The 16829-nt window shown below is 68.9% G+C and carries 18 protein-coding genes; 12 read left to right on the top strand and 6 right to left on the bottom strand.

Annotated elements, in window-relative coordinates:
• The first annotated feature begins 175 nt into the window (after positions 1-175).
• Positions 176-1471, top strand: a complete 1296-nt coding sequence (locus tag QMK61_RS16730; RefSeq protein ID WP_302073376.1) for a carbohydrate porin — start codon at positions 176-178, stop codon at positions 1469-1471.
• 321 nt (positions 1472-1792) lie between these two features.
• Here the strand turns inward: QMK61_RS16730 and nth are convergent, their stop codons facing one another.
• From nth to metG, 3 genes are read right to left on the bottom strand one after another with little or no spacing between them, the layout of a single operon-like run.
• Positions 1793-2428: an endonuclease III gene (gene nth / locus QMK61_RS16735; RefSeq protein WP_302073377.1), complete on the bottom strand. Its 636-nt coding sequence runs from the start codon at positions 2426-2428 to the stop codon at positions 1793-1795.
• Entirely contained in the window at positions 2425-3036 is a 612-nt protein-coding gene (locus QMK61_RS16740; RefSeq protein WP_302073378.1) for an RnfABCDGE type electron transport complex subunit B, read from the bottom strand. The genes nth and QMK61_RS16740 overlap by 4 nt, the downstream gene beginning before the upstream one ends.
• 55 nt (positions 3037-3091) lie before the next feature.
• Complete coding sequence (metG, locus tag QMK61_RS16745; RefSeq protein WP_302073379.1) at positions 3092-5167, bottom strand: methionine--tRNA ligase; 2076 nt, start codon at positions 5165-5167, stop codon at positions 3092-3094.
• Between the two features lie 170 nt (positions 5168-5337).
• On the opposite strand from metG, the gene QMK61_RS16750 reads away from it, so the two are divergent.
• From QMK61_RS16750 to QMK61_RS16760, 3 genes are read left to right on the top strand one after another with little or no spacing between them, the layout of a single operon-like run.
• Positions 5338-6501: an MFS transporter gene (locus QMK61_RS16750; RefSeq protein WP_302073380.1), complete on the top strand. Its 1164-nt coding sequence runs from the start codon at positions 5338-5340 to the stop codon at positions 6499-6501.
• On the top strand, positions 6498-7127 hold the full coding sequence (locus QMK61_RS16755; RefSeq protein ID WP_302073381.1) for an HAD family phosphatase: 630 nt from the start codon (positions 6498-6500) through the stop codon (positions 7125-7127). The genes QMK61_RS16750 and QMK61_RS16755 overlap by 4 nt, the downstream gene beginning before the upstream one ends.
• Positions 7120-7917: a DeoR/GlpR family DNA-binding transcription regulator gene (locus QMK61_RS16760; protein WP_302073382.1), complete on the top strand. Its 798-nt coding sequence runs from the start codon at positions 7120-7122 to the stop codon at positions 7915-7917. The genes QMK61_RS16755 and QMK61_RS16760 overlap by 8 nt, the downstream gene beginning before the upstream one ends.
• A gap of 96 nt (positions 7918-8013) precedes the next feature.
• Here the strand turns inward: QMK61_RS16760 and QMK61_RS16765 are convergent, their stop codons facing one another.
• Positions 8014-8481, bottom strand: coding sequence for a DUF2147 domain-containing protein (locus QMK61_RS16765; RefSeq protein ID WP_302073383.1), 468 nt, complete (start codon positions 8479-8481; stop codon positions 8014-8016).
• Between the two features lie 165 nt (positions 8482-8646).
• Here QMK61_RS16765 and apbC point away from each other — a divergent pair, with 165 nt between their 5' ends.
• The 4 genes from apbC (at position 8647) to QMK61_RS16785 (ending at position 11557) form a co-directional block, all read left to right on the top strand.
• Positions 8647-9741, top strand: a complete 1095-nt coding sequence (apbC, locus tag QMK61_RS16770) for an iron-sulfur cluster carrier protein ApbC (RefSeq protein WP_302073384.1) — start codon at positions 8647-8649, stop codon at positions 9739-9741.
• Entirely contained in the window at positions 9738-10277 is a 540-nt protein-coding gene (locus QMK61_RS16775; RefSeq protein WP_302073385.1) for an NADPH-dependent FMN reductase, read from the top strand. Before apbC ends, QMK61_RS16775 begins: the two co-directional genes overlap by 4 nt.
• A 93-nt stretch (positions 10278-10370) precedes the next feature.
• Positions 10371-10937, top strand: coding sequence for a dCTP deaminase (dcd, locus tag QMK61_RS16780; RefSeq protein ID WP_302073386.1), 567 nt, complete (start codon positions 10371-10373; stop codon positions 10935-10937).
• Between the two features lie 98 nt (positions 10938-11035).
• Positions 11036-11557: a hypothetical protein gene (locus tag QMK61_RS16785; protein ID WP_302073387.1), complete on the top strand. Its 522-nt coding sequence runs from the start codon at positions 11036-11038 to the stop codon at positions 11555-11557.
• A gap of 126 nt (positions 11558-11683) precedes the next feature.
• Here QMK61_RS16785 and QMK61_RS16790 read toward each other — a convergent pair whose 3' ends face one another.
• Together QMK61_RS16790 and QMK61_RS16795 are read right to left on the bottom strand one after the other, a co-directional pair.
• Positions 11684-12100 carry an HIT family protein gene (locus QMK61_RS16790; RefSeq protein ID WP_302073388.1) on the bottom strand — a complete coding sequence of 139 codons (417 nt, stop codon included), beginning with the start codon at positions 12098-12100 and terminating at the stop codon, positions 11684-11686.
• On the bottom strand, positions 12097-12774 hold the full coding sequence (locus tag QMK61_RS16795; RefSeq protein WP_302073389.1) for a dienelactone hydrolase family protein: 678 nt from the start codon (positions 12772-12774) through the stop codon (positions 12097-12099). Before QMK61_RS16795 ends, QMK61_RS16790 begins: the two co-directional genes overlap by 4 nt.
• Positions 12775-13102: 328 nt before the next feature.
• Between QMK61_RS16795 and rimO the strand changes: the two genes are divergently transcribed.
• From rimO to QMK61_RS16815, 4 genes are all read left to right on the top strand, one after another.
• Positions 13103-14470 carry a 30S ribosomal protein S12 methylthiotransferase RimO gene (gene rimO, locus QMK61_RS16800; RefSeq protein WP_302073390.1) on the top strand — a complete coding sequence of 456 codons (1368 nt, stop codon included), beginning with the start codon at positions 13103-13105 and terminating at the stop codon, positions 14468-14470.
• A gap of 216 nt (positions 14471-14686) precedes the next feature.
• Positions 14687-15547, top strand: coding sequence for a DUF3025 domain-containing protein (locus tag QMK61_RS16805; RefSeq protein WP_302073391.1), 861 nt, complete (start codon positions 14687-14689; stop codon positions 15545-15547).
• 265 nt (positions 15548-15812) lie between these two features.
• Positions 15813-16277 (top strand): hypothetical protein, encoded by a 465-nt coding sequence (locus QMK61_RS16810; protein ID WP_302073392.1) that lies wholly within the window; start codon positions 15813-15815, stop codon positions 16275-16277.
• Between the two features lie 109 nt (positions 16278-16386).
• Positions 16387-16734: a hypothetical protein gene (locus QMK61_RS16815; protein ID WP_302073393.1), complete on the top strand. Its 348-nt coding sequence runs from the start codon at positions 16387-16389 to the stop codon at positions 16732-16734.
• Positions 16735-16829: the final 95 nt, after the last annotated feature.

A 16829-nucleotide genomic window follows, 5' to 3' on the forward strand; every position in this document is an offset into this window, starting at 1 on the left:
AGCCGGGCATGGGCGTGCCGACGCCGGCGAGATGACGGCTGTCTTTGTTCCGTAACACGGATGGAATCGAACAGTCATTCGCCCGCGACATTCTGCTTACGTTCCGAAACCGGGCCGGCCAGCAAGAGCGAAAGGGGGCGGCCGAATGATTGCCAACATCCAGTGGAGAGTTTCCATGCGTTCGAAAATGCTCGCCGTGGCGATTGCCGCCAGCCTGGGCGCCAGCAGCTTCGCGGCCGCCGCCGCGCCGGCCCAGACCGATAACCACACGTCGACCCGGGTCAGCGCCAGCGAACTGGCCCAGCTGAAGGCCGAGATCGCCGCCCTGCAGCAGAAGGTGGACGACCTGCAGGCGCAGTCGGCCAGCCAGGCCCAGGCGCAGCAGCAGACCGCGCAGGCGGTGCAGCAGGTGCAGGCGCAGCAGCAGGCCGTCGTCGCCGCGCCGGCGCCCGACGCCGCGCTGAGCGCGCGGCTCGACAAGCTGGACAAGCTGGTCAGCAACACCTCGCTGTCCGGCAAGATGTACTTCGACTTCAGCCACATCGACCAGAAGAACAGCGATACCGGCAAGACCGCCGCCACCGGCACCGGCCTCGACGTGAAGCGCTTCTACCTGGGCGTGACGCACAAGTTCAACGACATCTGGTCGGCCAACCTCACCACCGACTTCAACTATGTCAGCAACGACGGCGAGACCAATCTGTTCGTGAAGAAGGCCTACGTGCAGGGCAACTTCGACAAGGCGGCGGTCCTGCGCATCGGTTCGGCCGACATGCCGTGGATCCCGTTCGTGGAAGACTGGTACGGCTTCCGCTACGTGGAGAACACGCTGACCGACCGCCTGCATTACGCCAACTCGGCGGACTGGGGCCTGCACATGCTGGGCAGCGTCGGCGACGGCGGCATGTTCAACTACGCGGTGTCCGCCGTGAACGGCGGCGGCTACAAGAACCCGAGCCGCAGCAAGAACGTGGACTTCGAGGGGCGCGTGGGCTTCCAGCCGGTCGAGGGCCTGATGGTGGCGCTGGGCGGCTACAGCGGCGATCTGGGCAAGGAAACCCAGACCACCAGCGCGAACCATACGGCCCAGCGCGGCGACCTGATGGTGGCGTACAAGAGCAGCGCCTTCCGCCTCGGCGCCGAGTATTTCACCGCGAAGAACTGGAACAACGTGACCACGCCGGCGACGGACAAGGCGGACGGCTACTCGGTGTGGGGCAGCGTGGGCCTGAACGACGACCTGACCCTGTTCGCCCGCTACGACAACGCCAAGCTCAGCAAGACGCTGGACCCGCGCAAGAAGGACGTCTACTACAACCTCGGCCTGCAGTTCGCGGTGACCAAGGGCTTCGACCTGGCCGCGGTGTGGAAGCACGAGTCGGCCGACGCCCGGGTGGCCACGCCGGCGCCGGTGCACGTGCAGAACGTGAAGACCAACGAGATCGGCGTGTTCGGGCAGGTGGCGTTCTGACACGCCGCTTTCCCCGAAGCGTCACATGCCTGCGGCATCATCCCTGGCATGCGGGGTTATCGGAAGGAGTTCGACCCAGGGACGGAAAACGGCGGGCACCAGCCCGCCGTTTGCTTTTCGGGGAGGGGGTGTGCCATCGCTGTTCTCCCTCTCCCTTCCGGGGAGAGGGTTGGGTGAGGGGTCAACCTCGCGGCATGCCTTCAACGAAGCAGCTTGCACTGGCGCCGTTGTCGCGAGCACCCGCCCCTCACCTCGGTCCCCTTCGGCCGGCTCAGGGCAGTGCTCTCCCCGGAGGGGAGAGGAAGAAAAGCGGGCGTGCCGTCAGGCCACCGTCTTGTCCTTGTACCGGCACAGGTCGCGGATCACGCAGCGCGGGCAGTCGGGCCTGCGCGCCTTGCATACGTAGCGGCCGTGCAGGATCAGCCAGTGATGGGCGTCCTGCTTGAATTCGGCCGGCACCACCTTCTCCAGCTTGTCCTCGACTGCGCGCACGTCCTTGCCGGGCGCCAGCCCGGTGCGGTTGGCGACGCGGAAGATATGCGTGTCCACCGCGATGGTGGGCTGGCCGAAGGCGGTGTTCAGCACCACGTTGGCGGTCTTGCGGCCCACGCCGGGCAGCGCTTCCAGCGCCTCGCGCGTGTGCGGCACCTCGCCGTCGTACTGTTCGACCAGGATGCGGCACAGCGCGATCACGTTCTTCGCCTTGGCGTTGTACAGGCCGATGGTGCTGATGTACTTCTTCAGCCCGTCCTCGCCCAGCGCGAGGATCGCCTGCGGCGTGTTCGCCACCGGGTAGAGCTTGCGCGTGGCCTTGTTCACGCCCACGTCGGTGGCCTGCGCCGACAGCACCACCGCGACCAGCAGCTCGAACGGCGTGCGGTACTCCAGCTCGGTGGTGGGGTGCGGGTCCAGCTCGCGCAGGCGGGTGAACAGCTCGACGACGTCGGCGCGTTTCATGGCTTGCCCCCTTGCTGCCGTGCGCGGGCGCGCGCCAGCGCGGCGAGCACGGGATTGGCGGGCGCGTCGACCGCATCCACCGCGGCCTTGCGGGCGGCCAGCTCGGCCTCGCGCTGCGCGCGTTCCCGCGCCAGTCGCGCCTCGCGGCGCCGGAAGTGCGCGCGGGCGGCATCGGCGTGGGCCGCGTCGACCTGCGTCGCCGGCATCGGTTCCAGCACGATGCAGTCCACCGGGCAGGCGGGTATGCACAGCTCGCAGCCGGTGCAATCGTCGGCGATCACCGTGTGCATCAGCCTGGCCGCACCCACGATGGCGTCGACGGGGCAGGCCTGGATGCACTTGGTGCAGCCGATGCAGTCGGCCTCGACCACGCGCGCCAGCATGCGCGGCTTTTCGACGCCGTTGGCGGGGTTGAGCGGCAGCGGCGGGCGGTCGAGCAGGGCCGCCAGCCTGGCGATGCCGGCCGCGCCGCCCGGAGGGCACTGGTTGATCGCCGCTTCGCCGCGCGCGATCGCCTCGGCATAGGGCCGGCAGCCGTGGTAGCCGCATTGTTCGCACTGCGTCTGCGGCAGGATCGCGTCGATGCGGTCGGCGAGTTGCTGTGTCACGGCGAGAGTGTCCCCTCACCCCGGCCCTCTCCCCGGCGGAGAGAGGGGGCAGGGCTCAGCGCACCGTGGCGCCCGGCTTCGCGCCCTGGTCGGCGTCGAGCAGGAACAGGTCGCTGCCGCCGTCGCCGGCGGACAGGATCATGCCCTCGGACAGGCCGAAGCGCATCTTGCGCGGCGCCAGGTTGGCGATGAACACCACGTTGCGGCCGACCAGCTTCCCCGGCTCGCCGTAGGCGGCGCGGATGCCGGAGAAGATCTGCCGGGTGCCCAGCGGGCCGGCGTCCAGCTCGAAGCGCAGCAGCTTGTCCGAGCCTTCCACGAATTCGCAGGCCAGCACCTTGCCCACGCGCAGGTCCAGCCTGGCGAAATCGTCGATGCCGACGGTGGCGGGCGTTTCGGCCGCCGGGGTGGGCGACGGCGCGGCCGGCGCCGGGGCGCTGGCCGGCGCGGCGGCGGGTTTCAGGGATTCCCTGGAGGCGTCGATCATGGCTTCGATCTTCTTCGGGTCGACGCGCGTCATCAGCGCCTCGAACGGTTGCAGGACGTGGCCGAGCAGCGGGGCGTCGGCGTCGGTGAAACGGGTGGTGGCGGCGCCGAGGAAGGCTTCGGCGCGGGCCACGGTGGCGGGCAGCACCGGCTTCAGCCAGGTCGACAGCAGGCGGAACAGGTTGATCGCCAGCGAGCACACCTGGTGCAGCTCGTCGCGGCGCGATTCGTCCTTGGCGATCACCCACGGCGCCTGCTCGGCGATCCAGCTGTTGGTGGTGTCGGCCACCTCGACGAAGCGGCGCATCGCCGCCGCGTAGTCGCGCGCTTCGTACAGGTCGCCGAGCGGGGCGAGCTGCGCCACGGCCGCGTCGTAGCGCGCGCGCAGGTCGTCGCGCAGCGCGTCGGCCAGGCGGTTGCCGAAGAACTTGTGCACGAAGCCGGCGCAGCGGCTGGCGATGTTCACCCACTTGCCGACCAGGTGCGAGTTGACGCGCTCCTCGAAGGACTTCAGGTCCAGGTCCACGTCGCCCAGCGTGGGGCCGAGCATGCTGGCGAGGTAGTAGCGCAGGTAGTCGGGGTCGAGGTGGTCCAGCCAGGCGCGCGCATTGATGAAGGTGCCGCGCGACTTGGACATCTTGGCGCCGTCCACGGTCAGGAAGCCGTGCACGTTCACCGCGGTGGGCGTGCGCAGGCCTGCGCCGTGCAGCATGGCCGGCCAGAACAGGGTGTGGAAGTAGACGATGTCCTTGCCGATGAAGTGCACCTGCTCGGTGCCCTCGGCGGCGGCTTTCGCCGGGTCGGTGAAGGCCTCGAAGTCCAGCCCGTCGCGCTCGCACAGCTCGCGGAACGCAGCCAGGTAGCCTACCGGCGCGTCCACCCACACGTAGAAGAACTTGCCCGGCGCGCCGGGGATCTCGAAGCCGAAGTACGGCGCGTCGCGCGAGATGTCCCAGCTGCGCAGGCCGTCGGTGAACCATTCCTCCAGCTTGTTCACCACCTCGCCCTGCAGGCCGCCTGCGGCGCGGCGCCCGGCCAGCCAGTCGCGCAGCATGGGCTCGAAGTCGGCCAGCTTCACGAAGTAGTGCTCGGAGTCCTTCAGCACCGGGCGCGCGCCGGAGATCACCGAGTACGGCTCGATCAGGTCGGTGGGCGAATAGGTCTTGCCGCAGACCTCGCAGGAGTCGCCGTACTGGTCCCTGGAGTGGCAGTTCGGGCACTCGCCCTTGATGAAGCGGTCGGGCAGGAACATCGACTTCTCGGGGTCGAAGAACTGCTCGACCGGCCGCACCTCGACATGCCCCTTGTCGTGCAGCGCCTGGTAGATGCGCGAGGTGAGCGCACGGTTGGCGTCGCTATGGGTGCTGGAGTAGTGGTCGTAGCCGATGCCGAAGTCGCGGAAATCGGCGGTGTGCTGCTGCCAGGTCTGCGCCACCAGCTGCTCCGGCGTGATGCCCTCGCGCTGGGCGCGCAGCATGATCGGCGTGCCGTGGGCGTCGTCGGCGCAGACGAAGTGCACGGTGTGGCCGCGCATGCGCAGCGCGCGCACCCAGATGTCGCCCTGCACGTGCTCGACCATGTGGCCGATGTGCAGCGGGCCGTTGGCATAGGGCAGGGCGCAGGTGACGAACAGGCGGCGGCTCATGGAGGCGGGGTTTCCGGTGGGGGCCAAGCATTATGGCATGGCCGTCCAGCCGTCTTCGCCGGGACGCCGGCGCGGCGGGCGAGCATGGCGATATTGGATGCCATGCGGATCTTTGCAAGTTTTTGCACGTTTTTGTACATTCATTCCCGGTCGATCCGGTGGAGCACGACGTGGACGCAGGCGAAATGACGGTGGCGGCGGAGCGGAGGCGCGACCTGGCACCGGCCGTCCTCGCCACGCGGCTGGTCTTCCTGGCCGCGGGCATCGGCGTGTCGGCGTGGGCGCCGATGGTGCCCTACGCCAAGGCGCGGCTGGGGCTGGATGACGCCACCCTGGGCCTGGTGCTGCTGGCCTTCGGCGGCGGCTCGATGGTCTCGATGCCGCTGGTGGGCTTCCTCACCCATCGCTTCGGCAGCCGCAGGGTGATCGTCGCCGGCGGCCTGCTGACCTGCCTGGCGCTGCCGTTGCTGACGCTGGCGCCGGACGCGCTGGCGCTGGCCATGGCGCTGCTGTACTTCGGCGCGGCGCTGGGCGCGGTGGACGTGGCCATGAACGCGCACGCGGTGGAAGTGGAGCGGCGCGCGGGGCGCCCGCTGATGTCCGGCTTCCACGGCCTGTTCAGCATCGGCGGCCTGGCCGGCGCGGCGGGCATGAGCCTGCTGCTGGCGGCGGGGGCGTCGCTGACGCTGGCGGCCGGCGTGGTGTCGATGCTGCTGCTGGCGGTGGTGCTGACGCAGTGGCCGAGCCTGCTCGACGAGGTGGCCGGGGCGGCGCGGCGGGCGGCGTTCCGGATGCCGCGCGGCCTGGTGTTGCTGCTGGGCGTGCTGTGCTTCATCAGCTTCCTGGCCGAGGGCTCGATGCTGGACTGGAGCGCGGTGCTGCTGCGCGATTTCCACGGCTTCCCGGCAGCCTCGGCGGGCATCGGCTACGCGGTGTTCTCGGTGGCGATGGCGCTGGGACGCCTCACCGGCGACCGCGCCGTGGCGCGCTTCGGCCCGGTGCTCGCCGTGCGCGCCGGCGCCTGCGTGGCGGCGGCCGGGTTCCTGTTCGCCGCGCTGCTGGCATGGCCCTGGGCGGCGCCGGCCGGGTTCGTGCTGGTGGGCCTGGGCGCGGCCAACATCGTGCCGGTGATGTTCGGCGCGGCGGGGCGGCTGCCCGGCGCCTCGCCGGGCATCGCCATCGCCACGGTGACCACGCTGGGCTACCTGGGCCTGCTCTGCGGACCGGCGCTGGTCGGTTTCGCGGCGCACGCCATCGGCCTGCCGCTGGCGCTGGCCGGGGTCGGCGCGATGCTGCTGCTGACCGCCGCGTCGGCGAAGGTGGTGCGGCCATGAGTGCTCCGCGCTTCGACACCGTGGTGTTCGACCTCGGCGGCGTGCTGGTGGACTGGAACCCGCGCTACCTCTACCGCCGGCTGTTCGACGACGAGGCGGCGATGGAACGCTTCCTCGCCGAGGTGTGCACCTCGCACTGGAACGAGCAGCAGGACGCCGGGCGTCCCTGGAGCGAAGCCATCGCCGGCCTCAGCGCGGAGCACCCGCGGCAGGCCGCACTGATCGCCGCCTACCGCGAGCGCTGGGACGAGATGCTGCGCGGGCCGATCGACGGCAGCCTGGCCATCCTCGACGAGCTGCGCGCGCGCGGCGTGCCGCTGTACGCGCTCACCAACTGGTCGCACGAGACCTTCCCGCTGGCGCGCCAGCGCTACCGCTTCATGGACGCGTTCCTCGGCATCGTGGTGTCGGGCGAGGAACGCCTGATCAAGCCCGACCCGGAAATCTACCGCCGGATGCTGTCGCGCTACGGCCTGGATCCGGCGCGCACGGTGTACATCGACGACGCGCCGCGCAACGTGGAGGCCGCGGCGCGGCTGGGCATGCACGCGCTGCACTTCCGCGACCCCGCCACGCTGCGCGGCGATCTGTGCCGCGCGGGCCTGCTGGAGGCGACGCGTGGCTAGGCGCGCGCCGCCGGCGGAGATGCTGCCGCAGGAGCGCCAGCAGCGCGTGCTGCAGCGCCTGCGCAGCCACGGCCGGGTGGTGGCGGCCGAACTGGCGGCGGAATTCGCCGTGTCGGAGGACTCGCTGCGCCGCGACCTGCGCGAACTGGCCGCGCAGGGATTGTGCCGGCGCGTGTACGGCGGCGCGCTGTCGGTGTCGCTGCCGGCGACGCCGCTGAAGCAGCGCCGCGGCGAGCATGCCGGCCGCAAGCTGGCGCTGGCGCGCAAGGCGGTGGAGCTGGTGGGCGAAGGGCAGGTGCTGCTGATCGACGCCGGCTCCACCAACGCCGCGATCGCCGCTGCGCTGCCCGAACGGCTGGGGCTGACCGTGGTCACCAACGCGCCGGACATCGCGCTGGCGCTGTACGAGCGCGAGGGCTTCGGGATCCTGCTGCTGGGCGGCCGCATCGACCCGCGCATCGGCGGCGCGGTGGGCGCGCAGACCCTGCAGGAGCTGCGGCGCATCCGCGCTGACCTGTGCTTCCCCGGCGCCTGCGCCATCGACGCGGACACCGGCCTGTGGGGCTTCGACAGCGAGGAATCGCTGCTCAAGCGGGCGATGGTCGAGGCCAGCGCCGAGACCGTGGTGGTGGCCACCGGCGACAAGCTGGGCGCGCGCGCCACGCATCGCATCGTGCCGGTGGAGCAGGTGCGGCACCTGGTGGTGGAGCACGACACGGGCCGCGCGACGCGTGTGGCGTTCGCCGCGCACGGAGTGGCCGTGCACCGGGCCCCGCCGGCGGGCGAATGAGGGTTGCGCGGCGCGGGCGCGATCCGCGGCGCCGCGGGCCGCGCGGAAAAACGCCCCGGCAAGGCGGGGCGTCCGCATGCAGGGGCGCGGCGCGCGTCAGCCGTCCTGCCGCTCCCAGACCTGGCTGCGGCCGAGCAGGGCGAAGCCGATGTAGCCGTGCACGTCCAGCTTCGCGCCGCCGTCCTTCAGCGTGAGCTTCACCTTGTAGACCTTGCCGTTGCTGGGGTCGAGGATGTGGCCGCCGTCCCACACGTCGTCGTCGCGGCGCACGCCCCACATGATGGTCATGCCTTCGACCGGCTGGTCGTGGCGTTCGCCATCGCACTTGGTGCAGCGCGGGTGCTCGCCGTCGCGGGCGATCTGCTCCGGCGTCATGTTCATCACCTTGAGCACCTTGGCCTCGAGTTCGCCGCCATGGTCGGTGATCTGGATGATCGAGGTGACCTTGCCGGTGTGGTCGTCGACCTGCCTCCAGGTGCCGACCGGGCTGTCGCTGGCGGCGGTGGCGGCGCCGGCGGCGGCCAGCAGGGCGGTGGCGAGGGCGAAGCGGAGCATGGACTTCATGGACGGCGATCCTCCCGTACGAAAGCGTATGGTGGCGGCCAGCCTGTACTGCCCGGCCGGGAGCGTCAAGCTGCGTTGCGCCATCGCGCCGCTGACCTGGATCAGCTGGGGCGACAGGGCGGGCTGGCATAATGCGCGTTCCCCCGGACGAGGTTCACGAGCACGATGACGCAGGTAGATGAAGCGCGGGTCCGCCACGTGCTGGAAGGGCTGACCGATCCGCATACCGGTGCGCCGCTGGCCGAGGCCGTGCGCGCGGTGGGCGTGGACGGCGCGAAGGTGTCGGTGGACCTGCTGCTGGGCTATCCCGCCGCGGGCGCGGCCGACGCGCTGGCCGCGCAGGCCAAGCAGGCGCTGGAGGCCGACCCGGCGATCGAGGCGGCGGCGGTGTCCATCGCCAGCCGCGTGCACGTGCACAAGGTGCAGGGCACGCTGGGGCCGCTGCCGAACGTGAAGAACATCATCGTGGTGGCCTCGGGCAAGGGCGGCGTGGGCAAGTCCACGGTGGCGGCCAACCTGGCGCTGGCGCTGCAGGCCGAGGGCGCGAAAGTGGGCGTGCTCGACGCCGACATCTACGGCCCCAGCCAGCCGCGCATGCTCGGCATCGGCGGCAAGCCGGAATCGCCCGACGGCAAGAGCATCACGCCGATGCGGGCGCACGGCTTGCAGGCGATGTCGATCGGCTTCCTCGTCGACGAGGAGACGCCGATGATCTGGCGCGGCCCGATGGTGACCCAGGCGATGATGCAACTGCTCACCGACTCGCGCTGGGAGATGCTCGACTACCTGGTGATCGACCTGCCGCCGGGCACCGGCGACATCCAGCTCACGCTGGCGCAGAAGGTGCCGGTGGCCGGCGCGGTGATCGTCACCACGCCGCAGGACATCGCCCTGCTGGACGCGCGCAAGGCGCTGAAGATGTTCGAGAAGGTGGAGGTGCCGGTGCTCGGCATCGTGGAGAACATGGCCACCCACGTCTGCTCCAACTGCGGCCACGAGGAACACATCTTCGGCGAGGGCGGCGGCGCACGCATGGCCGAGCAGTACCAGGTGCCTTACCTCGGCTCGCTGCCGCTGGACATCCGCATCCGCGAGCAGGCCGACGGCGGCACGCCCACCGTGGTGGCGATGCCCGATTCCGAGCTCGCCGCGCGCTACCGCGGGATCGCGCGCAACACCGCCGGGCGGCTGTCGCGCCAGCCGCGCAACAAGTCGCTGGGGCTGGGAAAGATCGTGGTGCAGGGCACGCCTGCCGCATGAGCGCGGCGCGGCGCCGCGTGCTGTGCCTGTGCGGCAGCCTGCGCCGGGTCTCGTCCAACCGCGCGGCGCTGGAAGCGGCGCGGCAGCTGGCGCCACCGTCGCTCGAACTGCGGCCGTACGACGGGATGGCCGCCTTGCCGCCGTTCAATCCCGACGACGAGGCCGATCCGCTGCCCGCCCCGGTGCTGGCGCTGCGCGAAGCGGTAGGGCGGGCCGACGCGCTGCTGGTCGCCTGTCCCGAATACGCCCACGGCGTGCCCGGCGCGTTCAAGAACCTGCTGGACTGGCTGGTCGGCAGCCTGGAATTCCCCGGCAAGCCGGTGCTGCTGCTGAACGCCTCGGCGCGCGGCTCGCACCATGCGCAGGAGGCGCTGGCCGAGATCCTGCGCACCATGTCGGCCGAACTGCTGTCGGCGCAATCGTTCCCGGTGGCGCTGCCCGGAGCGGGGTGCACGGTGGAGCAGGTGCTGGCCAGCACGGAGCGCCGCGCCGAATTGCGCGCCGCGCTTGACTGCCTGGTCGCCGGGCTGACCTGAGCCGCCCGCCGCGCTGGCGCGCAGGCGCCCCGACCGTGTATTTTTGCCGCTTTGGCCCGGCCCGCCGGGCGCCACGCCGATCGCGGAGCGCACGTGAGCATCAAGTCCGACAAGTGGATCCGTCGCATGGCCGCAGGCCACGGCATGATCGAGCCGTTCGAGCCGGGCCAGGTCAAGCAGAACGGCGACGGGCGCATCGTGTCCTACGGCACCTCCAGCTACGGCTACGACGTGCGTTGCGCGCGCGAGTTCAAGGTGTTCACCAACATCAACTCCACCATCGTCGACCCGAAGGCGTTCGACCCGAACAGCTTCGTGGACGTAGTGTCGGACGTGTGCATCATCCCGCCCAACTCCTTCGCGCTGGCGCGCACGGTGGAGTACTTCCGCATCCCGCGCGACGTGCTGGTGGTGTGCCTGGGCAAGAGCACCTACGCGCGCTGCGGCATCATCGTCAACGTGACGCCGCTGGAGCCGGAGTGGGAGGGGCACGTGACGCTGGAGTTCTCCAACACCACGCCGCTGCCCGCGAAGATCTACGCCAACGAAGGCGTGGCGCAGATGCTGTTCTTCGAATCCGACGAACCCTGCGAGACCAGCTACCGCGACCGCGGCGGCAAGTACCAGGGCCAGCAGGGCGTGACCCTGCCGCGCACCTGAACGGCTGTAACCGCGTCCGCCTCCGGCGGCCGCCATCGATCCGGCCCGGCGCTACACTTCGACCGGCCACCGCACGACACGCAATGCAGGAGACCCGCATGATCCGCTTTTCCACGCTGCTGACCCGCGCCGCCGCCGCGCTGATGCTGGGCAGCCTGCTGGTGCTCGCCGGTTGCCACCGCGGCGGCACCAAGGACACCGTCGACACGGCCAAGACGGAGCACCAGTTCGACGCCACGATACAGGCCTACAAGAGCGGCCAGTTCCTGCTCGACGGCGCGGTGCTTTCCTCGATCGACTTGGGCAGCCACTTCGCCTACGAGAAGGACGTCGGCAAGCTGCCGAAGACCGTGCTGCTGCTGCCCAGCGATGATTCGAAGATCCGCAAGCAGCACCTGCAGTACATGGCGCGGATGGTGCTCGACTACGGCTTCGCGGTGTACTACGACGACAAGGGCACGCTGAAGAAGATCAATCCGGTCGAGACCAAGGCGCGCGCGCTGCAGGAATACCATGCGCCGGTGAAGTCGGACGACCACCAGGACTGCAAGAGCGCGGCCGGTTGCGACAACGTGAACCAGGGCTCCCAGCAACAATACTCGCCCCAGCAACAATACTGACCATGCGGGCCGCGCGGCCCGGCAGCGCATGCCGGCCAAGCGGGCGGCATGGCTGCCGGGGTACGAAACGAAGACGCCTGCATCATGCAGGCGTTTTCGTTTGCGGTTTCGTCAGGGACCGATGCGTCAGGGACCGAGTCGGGCGCGCAGGTTTTCGATCAGGCGGAGGCGTTCGCGGTCGTCGTAGGGCTGCGCGGAGCCGCTGCCCCACACCGGCCCGGGCCAGGCCGCATCGCCCTCGCGCCTGGCCACCACGTGCACGTGCAACTGGCGCACGATGTTGCCCAGCGCGCCGAGGTTGAGCTTGTCGCAGGGCGCGACGGCGCGCAGGGCCGCGGCGGCCCGGTTCGCCTCGCGCCACAGCTGCGCCTGCTCCGCCTCGTCGAGGTCGGCGATTTCCACCCTGCCGGCGCGGCGCGGCACCAGCACCAGCCAGGGGAAGCGCGCGTCGTCCATCAGCCGCAGTTCGCACAGCGGCAGCGAGGCGACCGGGCGCGTGTCGGCCGCCAGCCGCGGATCGAGCGCGAAGCCGGCCTCGCTCATGCGCCCGCCAGGTGCCTGTCGAAGAACGCCAGCGTGCGCTGCCAGGCCAGCCTGGCGCTGTCCTCGCGGTAGTGCCTGTCGCCGGGCACGTCGCGGTTGAACGCATGGCCGGCGCCGGGGTAGGTGAACACCTCCATCTGCGGCAGCAGCTCGCGGTGCTTCGCCACCGCCTCGGGCGGGATCGAGGGATCGTCCTCGCCGAAGTGGAACATCAGCGGCGCCTGCGGCTTCTCGCCGAGGAAGGGCACGTTGCGCGCGCCGTAGTAGCTCACCGAAGGCAGGCCCAGCCGCATGGCCGAGAGCAGCGCCACCGTGCCGCCCCAGCAGTAGCCGACGGTGCCGACCTTGCCGGACGAGGCGATCGCCTCGGCGGCGCTGGCCACGTCCTCCAGCGGGCGGTCCAGCCCCAGTTCGGACACCAGCGCCTTGCCGCGCGCCGAACCGGTCTCGTCGTAGTCCAGCTCGATCCAGGATTCCAGGTGGTCGAAGAACGCCGGCGCCACGGCGGTGTAGCCGGCCTCGGCGAAGCGGTCGGCCACGCTGCGGATGTGCGCGGTGACGCCGAAGATCTCCTGGATCACCACCACGCCGCCCCTGGGCCTGCCCGCCGGCTGGGCCAGGTAGGCCCCGATGCACTGGGTGCGCGAGGTGGGGATGTTGATGTGCTGGCCCATGGCGACCGTCTCCTGCAGCGGCGATGAGACGATTCTAGCGGGCGCGGATGCCTGGATCGGTGAAGATGGACGACAGAAGCGGAAGCGCCCGTGTGAATCCCTCTCCCTCCGGGAGAGGGTGCCGGCAGGCGGGAGAGGGTACGCCCGGAGCGAACCGTCGAACCGCGACGGACCCCCGCCTCGGCGCGTTCCTTCGCGTGGGGCACCCCTGAACGAGCGCCTCGCGTCGAGCCCGCGCAGGCAGGGGCATACCCTGGCGAGTCCGGCCCCCCGCGCCGCGAATCCCCGTATACTTCAAAGATTTCCCACGTCCATGATGGCCGCCGCCATGTCCCAGGCTCCGCAGAAAATCGGCTTCGTCAGCCTCGGCTGCCCCAAGGCGCTGGTGGATTCCGAGCGCATCCTCACCCAGCTGAAGGTCGAGGGCTACCAGATCGTGCCCAGCTACGGCGAGGCCGACGCGGTGGTGGTGAACACCTGCGGCTTCATCGACGCGGCGGTGCAGGAATCGCTGGACTCGATCGGCGAGGCGCTGCACGAGAACGGCAAGGTGATCGTCACCGGCTGCCTCGGCAAGCGCGCCGAGCTGATCCGCGAGGCCTACCCGGACGTGCTCTCGATCAGCGGCCCGCAGGACTACGCCAGCGTGATGCACGCCGTGCACGAGGCGCTGCCGCCGGTGCGCAACAGGTTCCTCGACATCGGGCCGCTCGGGCGTCTTGACGCCCGAGACGACAACTCGGTCGGCATCAAGCTCACCCCGAAGCACTACGCCTACCTGAAGATTTCCGAAGGCTGCAACCACCGCTGCAGCTTCTGCATCATCCCGTCGATGCGCGGCAACCTGGTCTCGCGCCCGGTGGACGAGGTGCTGGTCGAGGCCGAGAAGCTGGTCAAGGGCGGCGTGAAGGAACTGCTGGTGATCTCGCAGGACACCAGCGCCTACGGCGTGGACCTGAAGTATGCCGAGCGCAGCTGGCGCGGCAAGGCGTACCGCACGCGCATGACCGAACTGTGCGAGGGCCTGGCCGAGCTGGGCGTCTGGACGCGCCTGCACTACGTCTACCCGTACCCGCACGTGGACGAAGTGATGCCGCTGATGGCGGAAGGCAAGATCCTGCCGTACCTCGACATCCCGTTCCAGCACGCCAGCCCGCGCATCCTGAAACTGATGAAGCGCCCCGGCAACATCGACAAGACGCTGGAGCGCATCCAGAACTGGCGCCGGCAGGTACCCGACCTGACCCTCCGCAGCACCTTCATCGTCGGCTTCCCCGGCGAGACCGACGCCGAGTTCGAGGAACTGCTCGACTTCCTGCGCGAAGCCGAACTCGACCGCGTGGGCGCCTTCGCCTACTCGCCGGTGGACGGCGCCAGGGCCAACGAACTGCCCGGCGCCGTCTCCGAGGAACTGAAGGAAGACCGCCTCGAACAGTTCATGGCCGTGCAGGCGGAGATCTCCGCCGCCAAGCTGCAGCGCAAGATCGGCCGCACGATCAAGGTGCTGGTGGACGAAGCCAGCGCCGACGGCGCCGTGGCCCGCTCCGCCGCCGACGCGCCGGAGATCGACGGCACCGTGCTGATCGCCGACGGCCAGGCGCTGAAACCCGGCCAGTTCGTCGACGTGGTGGTCGAAGCGGCCAGCGAGCACGACCTGCATGCGCGCCTGGCGCATCCCTCGCTCAAGGTGGTCTGAATGGCGATGGGCCGGTCGCGCCCGGCATTGGATGGCCGATAGAACCTTGGCCAACACCTCACCTGACACGATGATCGGCAAGGCCTCAGCCACCCCTCACCGTTCACCCTGAGCGTAGGCCCGCAGGGCCGACGCGGGGAGCGGCCAAGGATGGCCGCGCTTTGGGGAGCGAGGAAGTCGAAGGGCCCGGCGCGAGAAAGCACACAGGGAGGGCACATGAAGAAAACCCGCTACGTGGCCCCCTCACGCGGCACGATCGACCCGCAGGTGTTTGGGCGAATGCCCTTGGCCGCATGGCACGAATACACCCACCTGCTCGAAAGCCCTGCCTGGCCCGGCATCGCCACCCTCAACGCCACCCGCCCACCCGGCATGCCCGAACACTTCGCGCCCCAGGCCCGCGAACTGCTCGCCGACAACTTGCACTACGAACAACGCATCGCCGACCGCGGCGACATCGCCACCCGCGAACACAACTGGCACGACCTGTTCAACGCCCTGGCCTGGCTGCGCCATCCCGACCTCAAGCGCGCACTCAATGCACGGCAAGTGGCCGAGATCACCCGCATGGGCCCGAAGCAACGCTCGCGCGCCCAATGCGCGCTCACCCACTTCGACGAAGCCGGCGTCGTGGTCACGCTGCGCGATCCAGCGCTGCTGCCACTGTGGGACACCCACGACTGGCACGGCCTGTTCTGGCGCGAGCGCGAAGCATGGCTGGACGGCCGCATCCTTGTCGCCGTGTTCGGCCACGCCTTGCTCGAACATGCACTGACGCCTGGGCAATTGCTGGTGGGGAAGGCGCTGGTGGTCACGCTCCCACCATCCCGGCGCAAGCCGGGGTCCAGCGCCTGTGATTCCGCCACATGCTGCATCGAAAGCATCGACGCATGCGCGCAAGCCATCCGCGAAGGCCATGCCCTGCGCGACCCGCTGGAACTCCGCCCCCTGCCACTGGCCGGCATCCCCGGCTGGCACCCGGACAACGGACAGGAAGCCTTCCACCGCGAGGCGCCGTGTTTCCGGCCCGTGAGGGCAGGGCGAAGCTACCCGGCGCCGTGGACGCCGGGCGGCTGAGCGGCTGAGCGGCTGAGCGGCTGAGCGGATTTCGCCGGAGATGATGTGCCTGGATCTGCCACTTGCCCCGCAGCCGACATGGTGGAAGGATGGCCCCATATTTCAGGCCAGCTCAAACACTGCGGGGTTAGATGGCAGGGTTAGGCTGCATGCAAGGGGGCAAGTCGTTGATTCCTGAAGGCCACTGCGGAGCCGCGCACGCTGGTGGCGTGGGATAGGCTGCGGGATTACGCTGCGTTTTGGAATCTACTTTGAGTTAGGCCTCATGATCGAGATCATCCTCAACTTTCTTAGAGACTATCCCTACATCCCAGGTACGGCAGTGGTCGCATTTGGTTGGTGGTTGGTGCATAGGCTCAATTCCGCGCGTGATCGCATCAATTCAGAAAGGACAATTCGCACCACCGAGCTGGCCAAGGTTTACGCAATTCTCCTTCGGACGGGAATCTATGGCTCTTTGTCCAAGACCGATGACGCCGGGAACGTCGTATGGATTAATGAAGAACTCGAGGATGCGATTGGACAGATTTACCTGTACGGCACGAGCGAGTTAGTTGACCTGACTCAACAATACGTTGAGTCATGGAGCAGCACCCAAGGCGCCGACGGAACCAAGCTCCTCAACGGTATTCGCGAACACATCCGGAAATCTCTGGGCCTCGATCCTATTCCGGGAACTCCCCACTACCTTCGTGTAACAATCAAACCAAACAAGAAGAATGAGGCCTAACAATGCGTTCAAGCCGAACTCGTTTCGCTACGCCAACAACATGGCAGAAAGAGCTTGCCATGTTCTTGGCTGCGCTACACGAGTCGGCTTAACTTGAGCGTTAGGCTACATGAATAACCGCCGCGAACAACTGGAAACATTGCATGCTCATCTTGGCGAGCTAATAGCGGTACTCGCGCAAGATCCGGCATGCCAATGGCGCGCGCACTTCGCAGCATGCCAACAACGAGCTGCGTCGTTACTCAACCTCGGATTCACTCAAAGCGAGTTAAACGAGCTATCCGGCTCGGTTAACCATGTCTACGGTGGCTCTGGCAGCTTCAACGACTACGCTCCGGTCCGCGCAAAAGCTGATGGTACTTTCAGTGTCATCACAGGCATGGACGGCTTCAGCAAGCTCTCTAGCAACGTCTACGCATCTGCTCTTGCACTCAGGGTTGTCGGCGAGGCACCCTAACAACTCGTGTATGGACTCCTCATGCAACTAGCCCGGAGTGCTGCAGCAGTCGATGCGGGGTGAATGAATCGGTTGCAGTCGTGTATTCGGCCTTG

Origin of the sequence: Fulvimonas sp. R45 (genome assembly GCF_030504985.1) — a bacterium.
Classification (GTDB): Bacteria; Pseudomonadota; Gammaproteobacteria; order Xanthomonadales; family Rhodanobacteraceae; genus Rhodanobacter_A.